The sequence below is a fragment of the Rhodanobacter sp. Root561 genome (assembly GCF_001427365.1).
In the GTDB taxonomy this organism is placed as follows: Bacteria; Pseudomonadota; Gammaproteobacteria; order Xanthomonadales; family Rhodanobacteraceae; genus Rhodanobacter.
In genome coordinates this window covers 14,849-35,345 of sequence record NZ_LMGH01000003.1, presented here as the reverse complement: position 1 = coordinate 35,345, position 20,497 = coordinate 14,849, and the positions used below count along the sequence as shown (strand labels likewise).

13 protein-coding genes are annotated in these 20,497 nt (G+C 67.4%); 8 read left to right on the top strand and 5 right to left on the bottom strand.

Annotated features, from left to right (window positions below):
- The 4 genes from ASD55_RS18320 to ASD55_RS06370 form a co-directional block, all read right to left on the bottom strand.
- Positions 1-444: hypothetical protein (locus tag ASD55_RS18320; RefSeq protein WP_200946093.1), on the bottom strand; the 444-nt coding region annotated here is incomplete at its 3' end.
- 62 nt (positions 445-506) lie between these two features.
- Positions 507-1,253 (bottom strand): NrdJb, encoded by a 747-nt coding sequence (locus ASD55_RS06380; protein ID WP_056764593.1) that lies wholly within the window; start codon positions 1,251-1,253, stop codon positions 507-509.
- Between the two features lie 105 nt (positions 1,254-1,358).
- Positions 1,359-2,072 carry a hypothetical protein gene (locus tag ASD55_RS17975; protein WP_082542672.1) on the bottom strand — a complete coding sequence of 238 codons (714 nt, stop codon included), beginning with the start codon at positions 2,070-2,072 and terminating at the stop codon, positions 1,359-1,361.
- A gap of 105 nt (positions 2,073-2,177) precedes the next feature.
- The gene (locus ASD55_RS06370) at positions 2,178-4,340 is read right to left on the bottom strand and encodes an adenosylcobalamin-dependent ribonucleoside-diphosphate reductase (protein ID WP_056764591.1); all 2,163 of its coding nucleotides are present in this window, start codon (positions 4,338-4,340) and stop codon (positions 2,178-2,180) included.
- A 350-nt stretch (positions 4,341-4,690) separates the two neighbouring features.
- On the opposite strand from ASD55_RS06370, the gene ASD55_RS06365 reads away from it, so the two are divergent.
- From ASD55_RS06365 to ASD55_RS06330, 8 genes are all read left to right on the top strand, one after another.
- Complete coding sequence (locus tag ASD55_RS06365) at positions 4,691-6,106, top strand: Do family serine endopeptidase (RefSeq protein ID WP_056764589.1); 1,416 nt, start codon at positions 4,691-4,693, stop codon at positions 6,104-6,106.
- 223 nt (positions 6,107-6,329) lie between these two features.
- On the top strand, positions 6,330-7,667 hold the full coding sequence (locus ASD55_RS06360; protein WP_056764588.1) for a substrate-binding domain-containing protein: 1,338 nt from the start codon (positions 6,330-6,332) through the stop codon (positions 7,665-7,667).
- An 8-nt stretch (positions 7,668-7,675) separates the two neighbouring features.
- Positions 7,676-8,380, top strand: coding sequence for an HAD family hydrolase (locus ASD55_RS06355; RefSeq protein ID WP_056764586.1), 705 nt, complete (start codon positions 7,676-7,678; stop codon positions 8,378-8,380).
- A 139-nt stretch (positions 8,381-8,519) separates the two neighbouring features.
- Entirely contained in the window at positions 8,520-9,899 is a 1,380-nt protein-coding gene (locus ASD55_RS06350) for a leucyl aminopeptidase family protein (protein ID WP_056764585.1), read from the top strand.
- 104 nt (positions 9,900-10,003) lie between these two features.
- Complete coding sequence (locus tag ASD55_RS06345) at positions 10,004-11,740, top strand: M1 family metallopeptidase (protein ID WP_056764584.1); 1,737 nt, start codon at positions 10,004-10,006, stop codon at positions 11,738-11,740.
- 72 nt (positions 11,741-11,812) lie between these two features.
- Positions 11,813-13,150 (top strand): aspartyl/asparaginyl beta-hydroxylase domain-containing protein, encoded by a 1,338-nt coding sequence (locus ASD55_RS06340; protein WP_056764582.1) that lies wholly within the window; start codon positions 11,813-11,815, stop codon positions 13,148-13,150.
- A gap of 200 nt (positions 13,151-13,350) precedes the next feature.
- A complete protein-coding gene (locus ASD55_RS06335; protein WP_082542675.1) occupies positions 13,351-16,221 on the top strand; it encodes a TonB-dependent receptor in 2,871 nt (956 codons plus the stop codon).
- Between the two features lie 111 nt (positions 16,222-16,332).
- On the top strand, positions 16,333-18,192 hold the full coding sequence (locus tag ASD55_RS06330) for a sulfotransferase (RefSeq protein ID WP_056764578.1): 1,860 nt from the start codon (positions 16,333-16,335) through the stop codon (positions 18,190-18,192).
- A gap of 63 nt (positions 18,193-18,255) precedes the next feature.
- On the opposite strand, the gene ASD55_RS06325 is transcribed toward ASD55_RS06330, so the two are convergent.
- A complete protein-coding gene (locus ASD55_RS06325; protein WP_056764577.1) occupies positions 18,256-20,496 on the bottom strand; it encodes a carboxy terminal-processing peptidase in 2,241 nt (746 codons plus the stop codon).
- Position 20,497: the final 1 nt, after the last annotated feature.

Here is a 20,497-nt window from a genome sequence, read left to right as displayed (position 1 = left end):
ATCTGCTCTTCGGTAAACCGCTTCTTCACGTCCAATCTCCTTCGGATGGGGGATTGGACTCCAAACCGACGTGCTACTCAAAACCGGGGGGACGTCGAGCCCCAACTCGGGATTGATGGAAACATCTACCCCAGAACGCGAAAATATTTTGCTTTGCGGTTGGAACCATTCAAGCGACTTCGTACCCCACCACTTTTTATAGCCAGCTATAGCCGCAGGATAGTTGGAAACTCTATTTTTCTCGCTAACCTTTGAGATTATTTTTGCTAGTTCGGTGCGCGCACCAGAAGATTTGTGTATCCCTATGATTCCATCACGGAATTGCTTATAGAAATCTATGGCTGGCTGATAGTCTGGTCGCGCCTTGATTTGCGCAACCTTGGTCGCCTTCGGAGATCCGGACTTGGAAACAATATCGACCAAATCCGTCAGAGATATCCGCATGACGCTCCTCTCCCTATTGATACTACCCGTGCAACTGCTCGCTACTAACTAATCACGCATATTCACCCGCACTTCGAATACCCACAATTCAAACAAGTCTGGCAATTGTCCATCAGCACCAGAGCCTTGGTGTTGCACTTGTCGCACATCATCGAGCCCGGCGGAAACGTCAGCGCGTCGGTGGCGGCCGTACCGGTGGTAGCGCTGGCATCGGTCTTTGCGCTGGCGGCCTCGTAGGCTTTCCGCTTGTCGGCGATCAACTGCCGCGTCGCCGCATCCATCTCCGGATCGTGGATCAGGCCGATGTTCTTCATGTGCTGCTCCACCACCGAGCCGATCTCGGCCACGATGCTGGACATGTAGACGCCGCCGGCCTTGAAGTAGCCGCCGCGGGGGTCGAACACGGCTTTCAGTTCCTCGACCACGAAGGTGACGTCGCCGCCCTTGCGGAACACGGCGGACATCAGCCGGGTCAGCGCCACGATCCACTGGAAGTGGTCCATGTTCTTCGAGTTGATGAAGATCTCGAACGGGCGGCGCTGCTCGTGCTTGGTGCCGGCGTTGAGCACGATGTCGTTGATGGTGACGTACAGGGCGTGTTCGAACAGCGGCGACTTGATCTTGAAGGTGGAGCCGACCAGGGTTTCCGGCCGCTCGACACTTTCGTGCATCTGGATCACTTCGGCCTGCTTGGGCTCGCCGGCTTTGTCGCTGACTCGCGCGTCTTTCGCGGCGGCCGGGGCGGCAACCTTGTCTTCGGGCTTGACCACGTTGTAGCCGGTGATCTTCTTGTCGATCTTGATTGCCATGATGTTCGCTTCGTTGCTTCTTGAGTGATGGGTGCCGGGTTGCTCACGGCGTGTAACGGGAGATCATCCGGCCCGGCGCTGGGGCCGGGCCGGATGCGGTGTTGCTTACTTGCGTTTTGCAGCGGCCTTCTTGCCGGCAGCCTTTTTCACCGGGCGTGCCGACTTGACGCTCGCCTTCTTGCTGGCAGTGGACCTCTTTGCCGTCTTGGCGACGGCTTTCTTGCTGGCGGACTTCTTGACTGCCGCCTTTTTCGGTGCGGCCTTCTTGCTGGCCGACTTCTTGCTGACCTTCCTTGCGACCTTGGCGGCTTTCTTCTTCACCACCTTGGCGACTTTCTTTGCGGTCTTTTTCGGCGCCGCCTTTTTCGCGGCAGCCTTCTTCACGGCCTTCCTGGGAGCCGCCTTTTTCGCGGCGGCCTTTTTCACGGCTTTCTTCGGTGCAGCCTTTTTCGCTGCCGCTTTCTTCGGCGCCGCCTTCTTCACGGCTTTCTTCGCGGTCTTCTTCACCGCTTTCTTGGCAGCTGCCTTCTTGGCAGCCTTTTTCGGAGCCGCCTTCTTCGCGGCAGCCTTCTTGGGAGCGGCCTTCTTCGCCGCAGCTTTCTTCGCCGCAGCCTTCTTCGGAGCCGCCTTCTTCGGAGCTGCCTTCTTTGCAGCCGCCTTCTTCGGCGCGGCCTTCTTCCTGGCGGCGGTCTTCTTCACCGCCACCGGTGCGGCGACCGGAGCGGCCGCGGGCACGTCCGGCAGGACCGGGAGGGCGACGGCCGGTGCTTCGACGGCAACGGGTGTGCTGCTTGCTTCAACTTCGTTATCGATGGACATGCTGGTATTCCCCTCCGAATTGATGTCAGTACGTGACGCGGCCTTTCGGGAATCGACGCCTCCTGGGGGAACACCGCACACCTCGGTGCGAGGTGCGTGTGCTGCCTAGAACTTGCCGTAATACCCTTCCTTCAAGGCATCGAAGAGGTTGGCGGCCGAATGCATCTCGCCGTCGTATTCCACCTGCTCATTGCCTTTCAGTTCGACAACACTACCGTCGTCCAGCTCGAAGCGGTAGAGGGTGTTTTCAAGATCGGAATCCTTGACCAGCACGCCCTGGAATGCCGCCGGGTTAAAGCGGAACGTGGTGCATCCCTTCAGGCCCTGCTTGTAGGCGTAGAAGTAGATGTCCTTGAAGTCTTCGTAGGGGTAGTCGGTGGGCACGTTTGCGGTCTTGGAGATCGACGAGTCGATCCACTTCTGCGAGGCGGCCTGGATGTCCACGTGCTGCTTCGGGCTGATGTCGTCGGCCGCCACGAAGTAGTCCGGCAGCTTGTTGCCGGCCTCTTCGGTATACGGCTTGGCGTCGGCATTGATCAGCGCGCGGTAGGCCAGCAGCTCGAAGCTGAGCACCTCGACCTTTTCCTTGGACTTCTTGCCTTCGCGGATCACGTTGCGCGAGTAGCTGTGCGCGAAGCTGGGCTCGATGCCGTTGCTGGCGTTGTTGGCCAGGCTCAGGCTGATCGTGCCGGTGGGCGCGATCGAGGTGTGGTGGGTGAAGCGCGCGCCGGTTTCGGCCAGCTGCTCGACCAGATTCGGCGCCACGGTGGCGATGCGCTGCATGTAACGGCTGTATTTCGCGTGGAGCACGCGGCCGGGGATGCTGTCGCCGACCTTGTAGCCGTCGGCGACCATTTCCGGACGCTTGCGCAGCATGTCGCCGGTGACGGTGAAGTCGCGCAGCAGCACCGGGGCGGCACCCTTTTCCCTGGCCAGTTCCAGCGCCACTTCCCAGCCGGCCACCGCCATCTCGCGCGAGACTTCCTCGGTGAAGGCGACCGCCTCGGCGCTGCCGTAGCTGTGCTTGAGCATGGTCACGGTGGAACCCAGGCCCAGGAAGCCCATGCCGTGGCGGCGCTTGCCCATGATCTCGTTGCGCTGCTGTTCCAGCGGCAGGCCGTTGATCTCGACCACGTTGTCGAGCATGCGGGTGAACACCTTCACCACTTCGCGGTATTCGTTCCAGTCGAAGCTGGCCTTGGGGCCGAACGGGTCGCGCACGAACTTGGTCAGGTTGACCGAGCCGAGCAGGCAGGAGCCGTAGGGCGGCAGCGGCTGCTCGCCGCAGGGGTTGGTGGCGCGGATGTGCTCGCACCACCAGTTGTTGTTCATCTCGTTGACCTTGTCGATCAGGATGAAACCCGGCTCGGCATAGTCGTAGGTGGACACCATGATCATGTCCCACAGGTGCCGCGCCCGGATGTGGCCGTAGATCTTGCAGGCGACCAGGCCGTCCTCGCGGTCCACGTAGTTCTCGTGGGTGGGCCACTCGCGCCACACCACCTGGGCCGGGTCATTGACGTCGACCTCGCCTTTTTCCTTGATGTGCACCGGGAACACCAGCGGCCAGTCCTGGTCGTGCTCGACCGCCTGCATGAAGCCGTCGGTGATCAGCAGGCTGAGGTTGAACTGGCGCAGGCGGCCGTCTTCACGCTTGGCCCGGATGAATTCCTTGGCGTCGGGATGGCTGATGTCGAACGTGCCCATCTGCGCGCCGCGGCGACCGCCGGCGGACGACACGGTGAAACACATCTTGTCGTAGATATCCATGAACGACAGCGGGCCGCTGGTGTACGCGCCGGCGCCGGAGACGTAGGCGTTGCGCGGACGCAGGGTGCTGAACTCGTAGCCGATGCCGCAGCCGGCCTTCAGGGTGAGGCCCGCTTCGTGGACCTTCTCCAGGATGTCGTCCATCGAATCGTGGATGGTGCCCGACACGGTGCAGTTGATCGTGCTGGTGGCCGGCTTGTGCGCCAGTGCACCCGCGTTGGAGGTGATGCGGCCGGCCGGGATCGCGCCGCGGCGCAGCGCCCACAGGAACTTTTCGTACCAGTGGGCGCGCAGCTCGTCGGTGGCTTCCACGTCGGACAGGGCGCGCGCCACGCGCTGGTAGGTTTCGTCGATGGTGGCGTCGACCGGCTCGCCGGATTTCGCCTTCAGCCGGTACTTCTTGTCCCAGATGTCCCAGGACGCGGGTTGCAGGGGGATTTCCACGACGGCATCACGACCGGTGGCGGAACTGGCGGCTGGGGCACTCACTGTGCTCATCGGCTTCTGGGACCTCTCGCTGCGGCCTTCCGGCCGGCGTTGTTTTTATGTGTGGCGGCACGCCGCTCATGACTGTTTCGATGGCGGCGCAAGCCCGTGAGGATTGCCCTCCGGCCCGCGCTGCCAGCGCTTTTCCGACAACAACGACTCCCCCTCAAGAGTGCGATGTTCGACACCAGTGCTAGTTAAAGCACCAAGTTCTCAACACAAGATGTTGTGGTTGCTACCGGGTAGGCAAGTTAACCCCGACGTCGACCGATGTAAAGTCCCACGACAGCCATCGGCGTTGCGGAACCGTGGCGCGGTGTTCCGGTCGAAGCAGCGCCGTCATCGATGCCCAAGGAGGACCCATGTCGCACTCATCTGCACGCCCGGCGCGCTGGCTTGGCGCTGCGCTGGCCGCGCTGTTCGTGGCGCTGGCCCCGCTGCCCGGCCACGCCGCCAGCCTGCCCGCCGCGATCGACGGCCAGCCGATGCCCTCGCTGGCGCCGATGCTGACCCGGGTGACCCCGGCCGTGGTGAACATCTCCACCACCACGCGGGTGCCGGTGCGCGATGCGTATTTCGACGACCCGATGATGCGGCGCTTCTTCGGCCTGCCCAGCACGCCGCGCGAGCGCGTCGAGCAGAGCCTGGGCTCGGGCGTGATCGTGGACGCGGCGAAGGGCTACGTGCTGACCAACAACCACGTGGTCGGCGGCGCCGACGACATCAGCGTGACGCTGCAGGACGGGCGCACGTTCAAGGGCAAGCTGATCGGCACCGACGCCGCCACCGACGTGGCGGTGGTGCAGATCCCGGCCCAGAAGCTGCAGGCGCTGCCGCTGGCCGATTCCTCGCGCCTGCAGGTGGGCGACTACGTGGTGGCGGTGGGCGACCCGTTCGGGCTGGGCCAGACGGTCACCGCCGGCATCGTCTCGGCGCTGGGCCGCTCCGGGCTGGGCAGCAACGCGTCGGGCCGGAATTTTTCGGGCATGGGCGGCTACCAGAACTTCATCCAGACCGATGCCTCGATCAACCCGGGCAACTCCGGCGGCGCCCTGGTCAACCTGCGCGGCGAGCTGGTCGGCATCAACACGATGATCTTCTCGCCCTCGGGCGGCAACGTCGGCATCGGTTTCGCGATACCCAGCAACCTCACCAGCGAGGTGATGGCGCAGCTGCTGGCGCACGGCAAGGTGCAGCGCGGCAGCCTGGGCGTGCAGACCCAGCTGATCACGCCGCGCATCGCCAGCGCGCTGCAGCTGAAGGACCGTGATGGCGTGCTGGTCACCGGCGTGCGCGATGGCTCGGCCGCCGAGCGCGCCGGCCTGCAGGCGGGCGACGTGCTGACCACGCTGAACGGCAAGCCGCTGCACACCGTGCAGGAACTGAACAATGCCGAGGGCCTGCTGCCGCTGGGCAGCACGCTGCGGCTGGGCGTGTTGCGCGGGGGCAAGCTCAGCGAAGTCAGCGCCACGCTCACCGCCGAGAAGCTGGCCACCGCCGAGGGCGGCGATCTCGATCCGCGGCTGGCCGGCGTGCGCTTCAGCGAGCTGAGCCAGGAGCAGCGCAACCAGGGCTGGTACGGCGTGGCGGTCAGCGCGGTGCAGCCGGGCAGTCGCGCCGCGCGCGCGGGCCTCACCACCGACGACGTGCTGATCGGCGTGGGCAGCCAGCGCATCACCAGCCTGCACGTGTTGCGCGGGCTGGCCGGGGTGAAGCCGCGCCAGCTGGTGCTGGTGGTGGCCGGCGACGACGGCACCCGCTACGTGGTGATCAACTGAACGGGGCCGGCCCGTTCAGCAAAAAGCGTGGCGGGGATCGCTCCCTGCGCGTGTTCCGGCGCACAGGCCGGACCGCCGAGGGAGCGCAAATGCATGAAAGTGCTTGATGTTCCGCACCCGGGCCGATGAAATACCCGCATCGCTTCAGCCTGCGTGCGCCCGCGAGGCGCCATACTCGCGTCAAAAACATCCAACCATCATCACGCCGGGGTTCTCCGCCACCATGTCCGTTCGTCTTGTCCGCCTGCTGTCCGTCGCCCTGATCGGGGCCTGCCTCACCACTCCCGCCGTCGCCAAGAGCCATCCCAAGGCAAAGGCGAGCGCGCCGGCCAAGAGCAGCCTGGTCTGGCGTGGTGACGTGGCGACGGCCAACGGCGTGGTCGGCGAAGTGGCCAAGGCGTGGGAGAAGAGCGGCCATGGCCGCATCGAACTGCAGCCGTTCAACACCGCCTCGGGCATCGACGCGGTGGCCAGCGGCACCGCCGACCTGGCCGGCAGCGCACGCCCGTCCGACAACAGCGCGCAGAACGCCCGCCTCACCTTCACCCCGGTGGCGTGGGACGGCCTGGTGATCGTCACCCAGTCGTCGAACCCGATCAGCGGGCTCACGCTGAAGCAGGTGCACGACATCTACTACGGCAAGATCCACAACTGGAGCGAAGTCGGCGGCCGCAACGCGCCGATCGACGTGTACGCGGTGGCCAGCCCCGGTGACGGCGTGGAATACAGCCTGCGCACCCTGCTGTTCGGCCGCGGCAACCAGCCGGTGGCCGCGCCGCGGCTGTACGTCAACACGCGCAAGCTGGAAGAAGGCATCGCGCTGAACCCGAACGGCTTTGGCGTGGCCACGCTGTCCGGCATCAGCGGCAACGCGAAGCTGAAGGCGATTCCGGTCAACGGCAAGCGGGCCACCGTGGCGAACATCGCCGACGGCAGCTATCCGCTGTTCATCCCGCTGTACCTGGTGACCAACCCGAGCAGCCCGAAGGCGAGCCAGGCGCAGGCCTTCGTCGACTTCGTGCAGAGCGAGCCGGGCAAGGCCGCGCTGCGCAAGCACGCGGTGCTGCCGTACCAGGACGGTGGCGCACTCGTCGCGCTGGACAGCTCGCGCCGCAGCAGGATCCTGGCCGAGGTCGGCGCCCGCGTTCCCCATGGCACGCCGGTGTCGGCGCCGGGCGCCACCTACGCGGCACGCGCCGCCATCGCGCCGACCTCGGCCGATACGCTGGCCGCGCGCATGGCGGTGGAAAAGCGTGAGGACGACAAGAAGCAGAACGCGCGCCTGAGCAAGATCCAGGGCAGCGTCAGCGACGTCAGCGTGACCAGCACGGCGCACGCCAGCGGCAGCGCCACCACGGTCAGCCGCAACGACAGCGCGAATTTCGGCAAGGTCAGCGCCAGCACCAGCCAGGCCACGACGACCTACAAGGTGGTCAAGGGCGACACGCTGTCGACGATCGCCAAGCGCCACTCGGTCGACGTGGCCCAGCTGCGCGAGTGGAACCACCTGAAGGGCGACCAGATCAAGCTGGGCCAGGTGCTGCGCATCAGCAATCTCTGAGCGCCGGCGTGGCGCCGATACTCGCGCTGACGCTGGACCTGGACGACACCTTGTGGCCGGTGCTGCCGGCCCTGGAACGCGCCGACCAGGCGGTGGACGCCTGGCTGCGGCAACACCATCCCGAGGTGGCGCAGGCGTGGCCGATCGCCGCGATGCGCGAGCTGCGCGCCCGGGTCGCCGCCGAACGGCTCGACCTGGCGCACGACTTCACCACCCAGCGCCAGCTCACCCTGCAGCATGCGTTCGCCAGCTGCGGGGTGGCCGACGCGCCGATCGACGCGCTGTGGGAAATCTATTTCGCCGCCCGCAACAGCGTCGAGCTGTATCCGGACAGCCTGCCCGCGTTGCAGCGGATCACCACGCGCTGGCCGCTGGCCAGCCTGACCAATGGCAACGCCGACCTGCAGCGCATCGGCATCCACGCGCATTTCGCCCATCACATCTGCGCCCGCGACAGCGGCATGGCCAAACCGGATGCGCGGATCTTCCTGGCCGCCGCCGAACGGCTGGGCGTGCCGGTGCAGCAGATCCTGCACGTGGGCGACGATCCGTCGATGGACGTGGCCGGCGCCCGCGACGCCGGGCTGCGCACCGCCTGGCTCAATCGCGAAGGCGCCCGCTGGCCCGACGGCATGGGCGAGCCGCCCGAACTGGACCTGCGCGACATGACCGCGCTGGCCGACTGGCTCGAAGCGCAGCATCCCATCCCGTAGATCTCCCGCCCGTAGATCTCCCGGCAGCGGCGTGTAGGCAAGCGGCGGCGATTGCGCGCATCATTGGCGTTTTGGCCCGTCGCCGAAAGCCATTCGTCGAGTCCGGCAGCATTGCCGGCGCCAGTCCGAAGGAACCCGCATGTCCGCCCTGATCGAACGCCAGTCCGGCAACCGTCACAGCATCGCCATTGAAACCACCGACGCCGCGCACTACGCCGCGAGCAAGCGGCGGCTCACCGCCGCGCAGAAGCGCTGGCTGGGCGACAGCGGTTTCGCGGCGGCGCCGGGCACGTTCGCGCTGTTGTCCGACGCGGCCGGCAAGCTGGTGCGCGTGCTGGTCGGGGTGGAGCCGCGGCAGCCGCTGGCGGCGCTGGCCGCGCTGCCGTTCGGCCTGCCCGAGGCCACCTACCACCTCGCCGACGAATGCGTGCTGGACGATCGCAGCCAGGCGGCGCTGGGCTGGGCCCTGGGCGCGTACCAGTTCGATCGCTATCGCCAGCCGAAGCGCGCGCCGGCTCGACTCGCGGTGAGCGCAGCCGAGCGGCAGGCGCTGGCGCCGCTGGTCGAGGCCACCGCGCTGGTCCGCGACCTGGTCAACACGCCGACCGAGGACATGGGTCCGGAGCAGTTGAGCGACGCCATCCGCCGGCTCGGCAAGACGCACAAGGCCAAGGTGCGCGACTGGGTCGGCGACGAGCTGCTCAAGGCGAACTTCCCGACCATCCACGCGGTGGGCCGCGCCAGCCATCGCGAACCGCGGCTGGTCGAACTGGGCTGGGGTCGCAAGGAGCACCCGCGACTGGTCGTGGTCGGCAAGGGCGTGTGCTTCGACACCGGCGGGCTCGACCTGAAGTCGTCCGACGGCATGCGCTGGATGAAGAAGGACATGGGCGGCGCCGCCCATGCGATCGCGCTGGCCGGGCTGGTGATGCAGGCCAGCCTGCCGGTGCGGCTGACCCTGCTGGTGCCCGCGGTGGAGAACGCGGTGGCCGGCAACGCGATGCGCCCGGGCGAGGTGATCACCACCCGCGCCGGTCACACGGTGGAAGTCGACAACACCGACGCCGAGGGCCGCCTGGTGCTGTGCGATGCGCTGGCCTACGGCGCCGAGCAGCAGCCCGACCTGCTGCTCGACTTCGCCACGCTGACCGGCGCCGCCCGCGTGGCGCTGGGCCCGGACCTGCCCGCGCTGTTCGCCAACGACGATGCCGCGGCCGCCGCGCTGCTGGCCGCCGGTCGCGCGGTCGACGACCCGCTGTGGCAGATGCCGTTGTGGCGGCCGTACCGCAAGATGCTCGACTCGTACCTGGCCGACTTCGCCAATGCCGGCCCGTCGCGTCATGCCGGCGCGATCACCGCGGCGCTGTACCTGGAGCGTTTCGTGCCGGACGGCACGCCGTGGCTGCACCTGGACACCTACGCCTGGAACGACGCGGACCGACCCGGCCGTCCCCGCGGCGGCGAGGCGATGGGCGTGCGCGCGATGTTCGCCTACCTGCAGCAGCGCTACGCCGGCTGAGCGAACCGGCGCGGAGGCATCACGTCCGGCCATGACTTCTGGCGTTGTCGTCCGTCGCTGAAAGATTGCATGCTGCGGGAGATACTCTCCCCGGAAGCCATCCCATGTCCGCTCGCCTGCATCTGCTTGTCCTCGGCGTCGCACTCGGCCTTGCCAGTTTCGGCAGCGCCGCGGCCGACACCGCCACCCAGCCGGCGCTGACCGCGCTGACCATGAACTCCGGCGGCGTGATGCCGGCCGAACAGGCGCGCGTGCATTTCGATCATGCCGACCTGCACTTCACCGTCGACGCCGCAAAACAGCGCATCGACGCCAGCGCCACGCTGAGCTTCACCGCGAAGTCGGCCACCGACGTGCTGCTGCTGGACCTGGATCGCAACCTGCCGATCAGCGGCATCGAACTCGACGGCAAGCCGCTGGCCGCCAGCCGCTGGAGCAACCCCGACGGCCGCCTGCGCGTGCAGCTGCCGGCCACGCTCGCGGCCGGCGGCAAGGTCAGCGTCACCGTGCGCTACGGCGGCAAGCCGCACGTGGCCAAGCACGCGCCGTGGGACGGCGGCTTCGTATGGAGCCACACCGCCGATGGCCAGCCGTGGGTGGCCAGCGCAGTCGAAGGTGAAGGCTGCGACCTGTTCTGGCCGTGCATCGACCAGCCACAGGGCGAACCCGACCTGGTCGACACCTGGATCACCGTGCCGAAGACGCTGGCCGCGCCCGGCAACGGCGTGCTGATCGGCATCACCGACCAGGGCGACCAGCACACCTATCACTGGCGCGCCAAGCACCCGGACACCTACGCGATCTCGATCAACGTGGGCCCGTTCAAGCTGCTCAAGGGCGACTACGCCAGCCGCTACGGCAACACCATCCCGCTGGAGCTGTGGTACCTGCCCGAGCATGCGGAAGGCGCGCAGCGGCTGTTCGGCGAGTTCCCGCGCATGCTGGATTTCTTCGAGCAGCAGATCGGCCCCTACCCGTTCGGCGACGAGAAGATGGGCGTGGTGGAAACCCCGCACCTGGGCATGGAGCACCAGACCATCAACGCCTACGGCAACGGCTATCCGCGCAGCGAGTACGGCTTCGACTGGCTGCTGCAGCACGAGTTCTCGCACGAATGGTTCGGCAACCAGGTGACCAATGCCGACTGGGACGACATGTGGCTGCACGAGGGTTTCGGCACCTACATGCAGCCGCTGTATGGCCAGTACCTGCACGGCGACATGGCGTATTTCGCGATGTTGCACACCGAGCGCATGTCGTTGCGCAACAAGTACCCGGTCGTTTCCGGCCACAGCCAGGACGAACACGAGGTGTACGACGCCGAGCACGGCCCGGGCAACGACATCTACTACAAGGGTTCGCTGATGCTGCACACGTTGCGGCAGCTGATCGGCGACAAGGACTTCTTCGCGAGCATCCGCAGCCTGGTCTACGGCCGCCCCGACCCGAAGCCGGGCAACTTCCGGCCGCGCTATTCGAGCACCCGGGACTACGTGGCGATCGTCGACAGGATCACCGGGCGCAAGCTCGACTGGTTCTTCGACGTCTACCTGCGTGACGCCGCGTTGCCGCGGCTGGACGAGCAGCGCGTGGGCGACACCTTGAAGCTGCGCTGGGTCACCGAGCACGGCAAGCCGTTCCCGATGCCGATCGAGGTGCAGGTGGGCGACACCGTGCACACCGTGCCGATGAGCGACGGCAGCGGCCAGCTGCAGGTGCCGGCGGGCAGCCTGCTGGTGATCGACCCGCGTTCGAAGGTGCTGCGCGAGGCGCCTTACGTCGGGGAGTACCAGCAGTGGATGAAGCAACAGCGGGCGAAGCAGCAGGCGGCGAAGAAATAGCGGCGACGCGGGGCGCTGGCGCTCGGCCCGCGTTCCCGTGATCATCGGCGAGCCGCCACAGCGAGCCCGCCGATGAACCAGCCACCCGATGCCACCCCCGCGAGCTGCCGCGAGCAGGCGCTCACCGCGTGGCAGCGCGGCGACCTGGCGGCAGCCGAGGTTGCTTTCCGGCGTCTGCTCGAACGCCAGCCCCACGATGCCGAGGCCTTGCAGTTCCTGGCCGACCGCCAGTGGGCGGCGGGCAACGCGGCGGGTGCGCTCGAGCTGCTGCAGGCGGCGCATCGCGCCGAGCCGCAGGACGCCGGCGTGCTGCATCGGCTGGGCGAGCTGCAGATGCTGGCCGGCGCATGGCCCGACGCTGTCGACAGCCTGCGCAAGGCCCTGCGGCTCGCGCCCGGCCTGTTCGTGGCGGGGCTGCGCTTGGGCGTGGCGCTCGAGCGGCAGGGCAGCCGGCATGCCGCGATGCTGGCCTATCTCGGCGCGATCGACACCGCGCAGGCGCAGGGGCGCTGGCTCAGCGACGACACCACGGCGCCCGGCCTGCGCGACGCGGTGAAGCACGCCACGCGCTTCGTGGCGGCCGGTCGGCGCGAACTGTTCGACGCGATCATCGAACCGCTGCGCCAGCGCTACGGACGCTCCGAGCTGGCCCGCGTCGACCAGTGCCTGGCGATCTATCTCGGCGAGCAGGCGGCCAACCTGCCGGACCCGCGGCAGCGGCCGAAATTCCTGTACTTCCCGGGCATCCCCAGCCAGACCTTCTATCCGCCCGAACGCTTTCCGGCACATGCGCGGCTGGAGGCGGCCTGCGACACGATCCGCGAGGAATTGCGCGCGGTGCTGGCGCATGCGGCGGACACCCTGGTGCCGTTCCTCGGCGCGCCTTCGAGCGCGACCGTGGCGGCCGAGCTGCTGGCCGCCTCCGGTCCGCAGGACGCGGCGTGGGACGCGTTCTTCTTCCAGCGGCATGGCGTGCGCCACGACGCGCACTGCCTGCGCTGCCCACAGACCAGTGCGCTGCTGGACTCGCTGCCGCTGGTGCGGATTCGCGAGCACGCGCCGGAAACGCTGTACTCGGTGCTGCGCCCCGGCACGCATATCCTGCCCCACCGCGGCGTCACCAACACCCGCCTGGTCACCCATCTGCCGCTGATCGTGCCGGCGGACTGCGCCTTGCGCGTGGGCGGCGAGACGCACGTCTGGCAGGAAGGCCGCTGCGTCACCTTCGACGACACTTTCGAACACGAGGCGTGGAACCACAGCGACCGCGACCGCGTGGTGTTGATCCTGGACAGCTGGAACCCCGACCTCAGCGAGGCGGAGCGGGCGGCGGTGGCCGACCTGGTCGCTGCCATCGGCGATTTCAACCGCGCCGGCCAGCCGGCGGCGCCGCCTTCGACGCAGGCCTGATCGGCTGCTGGCGAAAAGGCGGCCAAACCCGTCTCGCCGGTTGCGCGCGGAAGCGGATCTCGGAGTAATCTTCGGACGGTTGCGCGACGTTGACGAACAGCGTCACTTCGCGCGACGTGTGCCCGGGGGGGGACTCGACAAAGATCGAAGGCTGGGAACGGACTACCAACAACCACTGGGGAGACCAAATGAAATACGGCATGAACCACCTGTCACTGGCGGTGCGCCTGGCCCTGACCGCCGGCGCGCTGACGATCGCCGGCCTGGCCCAGGCGCAAACGCAGACGCCACCGGCCGATACGCCGTCCTCGACGGACCAGAACACGCCACCGTCCAAGAACAAGGCCAAGACCCTGCAGTCGGTCGTGGTGACCGGCTCGCTGATCCGCCGCGTGGAAGTCGAGACGGCCAGCCCGGTGGTGACGCTGGATCGCGCCACGCTGACCAACTCCGGCAAGCCGGTTCTGGGCGACGTGCTGCAGCAGATGCCGAGCATCTCCGGCAATGCCACCAACCCGGCGAACAACAGCAACGGCGGCGGCGTGGCCAGCCCCCTGCTGGAAGCCGGCGATGGCGCCTCGCGCGTCTCGCTGCGCGGCCTGGGCATCAACCGCACCCTGGTGCTGGTCAACGGCCAGCGCATGTCCAACCCGGACATCAACCTGATCCCGCCGGAAATGATCGACCGGGTCGACGTGCTGGCCGAGGGCGCCTCCACGGTGTACGGCTCGGACGCCATCGGTGGCGTCGTCAATTTCATCCTGCGCAAGGATTTCCAGGGCGCCCAGATCAGCCTGAACGACGGCATCTCCAGCCACGGCGACTCCCAGCGCCGGGGCTTCAACCTGACCGCCGGCGCCACCGGTGACAAGTTCAGCATCGCGGCCGGCCTCGACTACAACAAGTACGACGAAACGCTCGCCTCCCGGCGCAAGTTCTCCAGGCAGCAGCTGTACCTGTCCGGTGGATCCGTGGTGGCCGCCGGTTCCAGCTCGATCCCGACCGGCCGCATCCAGGTGCCCTCCGCCATCGCCGCGCAGTACGGCTGCGACATCGATCCGGCGACCGACACCGCCATGGTGACGCTGGCCCAGGGCGACGGCTCCAGCCAGGCCGACTACCGTTGCCGGCTCGGCTCGGACACCTACAACTACGCCGCGCTCAACTACATCCAGACCGCGCAGAAGCGCACCAACGGCTTCGTGCTGGGCAGCTACAACTTCACCGACAGCCTCACCGGCTTCGTCGACGCGTTCTACAACCGCACGGAATCCAGCGGACAGGACGCGCCCTCGCCGGTGGGTACCGGTGACGGCCTGATCATCTCGTCGGACAATCCGATCAATCCGTTCGGCGTGACCTTCAGCCACGGTGCCGTGCCCGGCGACCCGGACAGCGGCTACAGCTTCCAGACCCGCCTGACCGGCGCCGGCACCCGCGTGCACAGCTACAAGACCAACACCGCCCAGATCAACACGGGCCTGCGCGGCAACTTCGGCCAGGACAGCAGCTGGATCTGGGACGCCTCGATCAACTACAGCCACACCAAGCGCGACCAGCGCGACACCAACGAGGTGGACATCCCGTCGCTGCAGGCCGCCGTCGACGCCGGTGCGAACATCTTCGACCAGGCCAGCGTCGGCGACCAGCTGAGCAAGGGCGTCAAGACGCCCATCTACGTATTCACCCAGTCCACCAAGCAGGCCCAGTTCAACGCCAGCGGCGAGCTGTGGGACCTGCCGGCCGGCGCGATGCAGCTCTCCGCCGGCGCGCTGTACCGCAAGCAGATGATGAACTACACGGTCAGCGACTTTGCCGTGCTGGACCCGGTGACCACCACCTGCCAGATCCTGCAGGAAGCCTGCGGCTCGCCCGGGCGCGGCGACTTCGACGTCAAGGAGGTCTACGCGGAAACGCTGATCCCGCTGCTGGCCGACCAGCCCTGGGCGCACTCGCTGAACCTCGACCTGGGCATCCGCAGCTCGAACTACAGCACCACCGGCACGACCACCAACGGCAAGGTCGCGATCGAGTGGCGCCCCACCGCCCAGTTGCTGTTGCGCGGCACGATCTCGCAGGTGTTCCGCGCGCCGAACCTCAACGAGCTCTACGACGGCCGCACCCTGGTCCAGCCGAACCTCAACGACCCCTGCGTGGGTCGCACCGCGGACGAGCTGGCGGCACACGCGGCCGCCTGCCAGTACGTGCCGGTGAACTGGGCCGGCAACTCGCCGGCGCAGGTCAACACGTTCTACTCCGGCGCCAACACGGTGGGAGCGAAACTGAAGCCCGAAAAGGGCAAGTCGGTCAACATCGGCCTGGTCTACGACCCGGACTGGATCCCCGGCCTGTCGACCAGCCTCGATTTCTGGCACATCTACCTGTCCGACACGCTGACCGCGATCCAGGCCGACACCGTGGTCAGCTCCTGCTACAACAACGCCAGCAGCCCGTACTGCTCGTTCATCCAGCGCGAGGACAACACCAGCCGGCAACCGGGCCAGGTGTTCCTGATCAACACGCCGGTGGTCAACCTGGGCAACACCAGCACCAGCGGCATCGACTACACCCTGCGCTACAAGATCCCGCACTTCGACCTGGGCGGGATGGACCCCGGCAACTTCCGCGCCGGCCTCAACACCAGCTACACCTCGACCTACAACGTCAACGCCACGCCCGGCGAGCCCGGCGCGAAAACGGTCAACTACGCCGGCACGTTCACACCGCAGTTCGGCAACATCTCGCGCTGGCGCGGCACGCTCACGCTCAACTGGGACAAGGGCAACTGGAATGCCCAGTGGCAGTCGCGCTACGTGCACCGGCTGACCGCGCTCAACGGTGACGCGGCGGTCGCCGGGGTGAACATCCCGATGGCTTCGGTGCTGTACCACTCGATCCAGCTGGGCTATGCGGTGCCGTCGATCCACACCCGCTTCGACGTGGGCGTGGACAACCTCAGCAACAAGCTGCCGCCGCTGATCTACCAGAACGGCGGAAACTACAACGTCGACACCGCCACCTACGACGTGCTCGGCCGCTACTACTGGGCGCGCGCCACGATCAAGTTCTGAGGTCCCGCTGCAACCGGGCGCTGCGGAAGTTCCGCAGCGCCTACCCAGGAGGGCCGCGATCCGTCGCGGCCCTCTTGCATAATGCGTACTGGGATGACCGACGGAGCACGCATGTCCACTGCGACGGATCTGGCCAGGGCGATGGCCGCGGCCTGGAACGCCGGCGAACCGGAGCGGGTCATCGCCCTCGCCGGGCAGGCCGCGCCGTCGTGGCGGGATGACGAAGCCGTGCTGTCGCTGCTCGGCCTGGCGCAACAGGCTTGCGGCCACGTGCAGCAGGCCGCGACGAGTTTCCGTCGGCTGGCGCAGTTGCGACCGGAGGTTTCCGCACACTGGAACAACCTCGCCGTGGTCTGCCGCGAAGCAGGCGACCTGGCCGAGGCCGAACAGGCCTTGCTGACGGCGCTGGCGCTGGCACCCGACGATGCCGAAGTGCACTACAACCTCGGCCTGCTGCGCATCCAGCAGCGGCAGTGGCTGGCCGCCCGGCAGAGCCTGCTGGACGCCGTGCAGCTGTCGCCGCATTTCATCGAGGCCCGCCTGCAGGCAGCCCACGCCTGCCACGTCTGCGGCGACAACACCCAACAGGAAGCGCTGCTGGACGGCGCCGGCGACTGGCCGCCGCAAACGGCCGAGCATGCCCTGCTGCTGTCGGCGATGCTTTCCGTCCAGGGCGAACTGGACGCCGCGCTGCACACGCTGGCCCGGGCGCAGCTGCCGGCCGAACCGGCGGCCACGATCATGCGCCTGCGCATCGCGGCGCAGCGGGTGCTGCTGCATGAACGGAACAACCGGCTCGACGCGGCGCGGGAGGAACTGCAGCAGTTGCCCATCGATGCGCTCGAAGCCATGCCCGCGCAGGCTGAACAGGCGCGCGCCGAAGGCTGGCGTGCGCACGCCGCGATGGCGATGCGCGCAGGCGAGGCGGCCGCGGCCGCGACGCTGCAGGCCCGCGCGCTGGCCAGCGCGAGCGACGACGAGAGCCGGGCCGGCGCCGCCTTCGGGCTGGCCTCCGCGCTTGATCGACAAGGTCGCTACGCCGAAGCGTGGCAAGCCTTGCAGCAGGCGCACAACGCGCAGCGCGAGATCGCCCGCCACGTGGTGCCGGAGCTGCTGGCGGCCGACAGCCGACCGCTGCAGGTGAGCGCCGAGCGGGTCGGCCGCGACGAGCATGCCCGCTGGCGCCCGCTGGCCGCCCCCGACACCCGGCACAGCCCGGTCTTCGTGGTCGGCTTCCCCCGCTCGGGCACCACCTTGCTGGAACAGATGCTCGACGCCCATCCGGACTTCCGCTCGATGGACGAGCGCGCCCACGTGCATGACCTGATCGAGGCGATGCAGCTGGTCGGCCAGCGCTATCCGGCGGACCTGGCGGAACTGAGCCAGCAGGATGCGGATCAACTGCGCGGCGTGTACTGGCGGCAGGCGCGACGGGTCGCGCCCGATCTGGGCGAGCGGCGCCTGGTCGACAAGAATCCGCTCAACATGCTGTGCTTGCCGATGATCATGCGGCTGTTTCCGCACGCGCGCATCATCCTGTGCCTGCGCCATCCCTGCGACGTGCTGCTCAGCTGCTACATGCAGTCGTTCCGCTCGCCGGCCTTCATGATGCTGTGCTCGACACTGCCGCGACTGGCGCAGGGCTACGCCCACGCGTTCGAGCAATGGTTTGCCGACGCCGGGGTGTTCGCGCCCGCCGTGCTGGAGTGGCGCTACGAATCGGTGGTCAGCGGGCTGGACGAGCAGCTCGCCCGGCTGGGGGACTTCCTCGAAACAACGGACACCGCGGCGATGGCCCGCTTCGCCGAACATGCACGGAGCAAGCGCTTCATCAGCACACCCAGTTATGCCCAGGTGACCGAGGGCGTCCATCGGCGGGCGGTGGGGCGCTGGCAGAACTATCGCCGGCAGTTCGAGCCGGTGCTGCCGGTGCTGCAGCCATGGATCGAGCGGCTGGGCTATCGCCCATGAAAAAGGAGGCGGTGCCATGCACCGCCTCCTTTCAGGCTTGCCGCTGTTGCCGCGCGGATCGACTCAGTGCTGCTGCAGCACGCCGGACGTGTCCGGCTGCGCATTCACCACGCTGACGCCCGACTTGCCGCCGTAAGGCAGCACTTCGCTGGCCAGTTTCGGATCGGCCTTGATCATGCCGATCGCGTCGAACAGGATGTGCGCCGTTTCGTTGAGCTGCACGTCCTTGGCCTTCTTCGCGTCCTTCTCCTGCTTCAGCTCGCTCTTCAGGCTGCGCTCGTTCGCGTTCAGGCCGTCGTCCAGGCTGCTGGCCTCGTCGGCGAGCGAGGCGTCGGTGCCGTCGATGGCCTTGTGCCGCGCGCGGAAGTCGGCCTGGATCGCCTCCAGCTTCTTGCGCTCGGCTTCGCGGGTGGCCAGGTTCAGCGAGATCGAGGTCTTCGCCCGCATCGTGCGGTACTGGGCCAGTTCGTCCAGCATCAGCTTCCACGCCGGAGACTGCGCCACGCGGTCGGCGTGCAGCTTCTCCAGCCGCGGCAGGTAGTCGGCGAAATTCGCCACCACCTGGTAGTCGGCCGGCGCGATCTGGGTCCACTTCAGCGCGTTCTCGTAGGTCGACTCGCCGAAGTCCTTCTCGTCGCCGTTCTTCGGGAACGCGATGTCGGGGGTGACGCCCTTCAGCTGGGTGGAACCGCCGTTGATGCGGAAGAATTCCTGGATGGTCATCTTCAGCTCGCCCAGCTGCGGCTTCTCGTCGTCGCTCTGGGCGAAGCGGTCCAGGTCGACCAGGTTCTGCACCGTGCCCTTGCCGAAGGTGGGCTCGCCGATGATCAGGCCGCGGTGGTAGTCCTGGATCGCCGCGGAGAAGATTTCCGAGGCGGACGCGGTGCCGCGGTTGACCAGCACCGCCAGCGGGCCGCTCCACACCATGCCCGGGTCGTCGTCGCCCTGCTGCTCGACCTGGCCCTTGGAGTCGCGCACCTGCACCACCGGACCCTTGTCAATGAACAGGCCGGTCAGCGAGTTGGCCTCGGCCAGCGAGCCGCCGCCGTTGTTGCGCAGGTCGACCACCACGCCCTGCACGCCTTCCTGCTTCAGCTCGCCGAGCAGGCGGGCCACGTCGCGGGTGGCGCTCTTGAAGTTCTTGTCGCCGGCGCTGCGTGCACCGAAGTCGGAATAGAAGGTGGGCAGGTCGATCACGCCGATCTTGCGGGTGACGCCGCCGTCCTTGATCTCGACGACCTTCTTCTTCGCTGCCTGCTCCTCGATGCTGACCTTCTTGCGCACCAGGGTGACGATCTCGTGCTTGCCGTCCACGCCCGCGTCGGCGGGCAGGATTTCCAGCCGCACCACGGTGTCCTTCTTGCCGCGGATGCGGTTGACCACGTCGTCGAGGCGCCAGCCGATCACGTCGACGATCGGGCCGTTGTCGCCCTGGCCGACGCCGACGATGCGATCGCCGACCTGGACCTTGCCGGACTTGCCGGCCGGACCAGCGGGCACCAGCTCGCGGATCTGGGTGTAGTCGTCACGCGCCTGCAGCACCGCGCCGATGCCTTCCAGCGACAGCTTCATCGAGATGTCGAAGTTCTCGGCCGCGCGCGGGCCGAGGTAATCGGTGTGCGGGTCGGTGGTTTCGGCGTACGCAGTCATGAAGGTCTGGAACGCGTCCTGACCGTCGAGCTGCCTGATCCGTTCGATGTAGGCGGCGTAACGCTTGTCCAGCGTCTTGCGGATGTCCGCGTCGTCCTGGCCGGCCAGCTTCAGGCGCAACCAGTCGTTCATGGTGCGCTTGCGCCACAGCTCGTCCAGCTCGGCCTGGTCCTTCGGCCAGTCGGCGTGTTCGCGGTCGAAGGTGTAGCTCTGCTCGGCGGAGAAGTCGAAGCCCTGCTTGAGCAGGCCGCGGGCGTAGGTCATCCGCTCCACGGCGCGCTGCACGTAGGCGTTGAAGATGGCGAACGGCGCGGACAGGTCCTGGTTCCAGATCGCGTCGTCCAGCTTGGTCTTGCTGGGTGCGAACTGCGCCATGTCGACCTGGGTGAAGAACACCTTCTCGCTGTCCAGCAACTTGAAGTAGGCGTTGTAGATGCGCGCCGACATCGCGTCGTCCAGCGGCTGCGCGTCGTAGTGGAAGCGGGTCAGGAAACGCGCGGACAACTGCGCGGCCTGCGCTTCTTCCTGTGTCGAAGTCAGCGGCCAGGTGGCTGCCTTGCGCGGCTTGCCCGCGCCCATGTCGGCGGCGGACTGTGCCTGGGCGCCGGTGGCGGCAAGGGCTAGCAGCAGGAACAGCGCGGGACGAAATTTCATG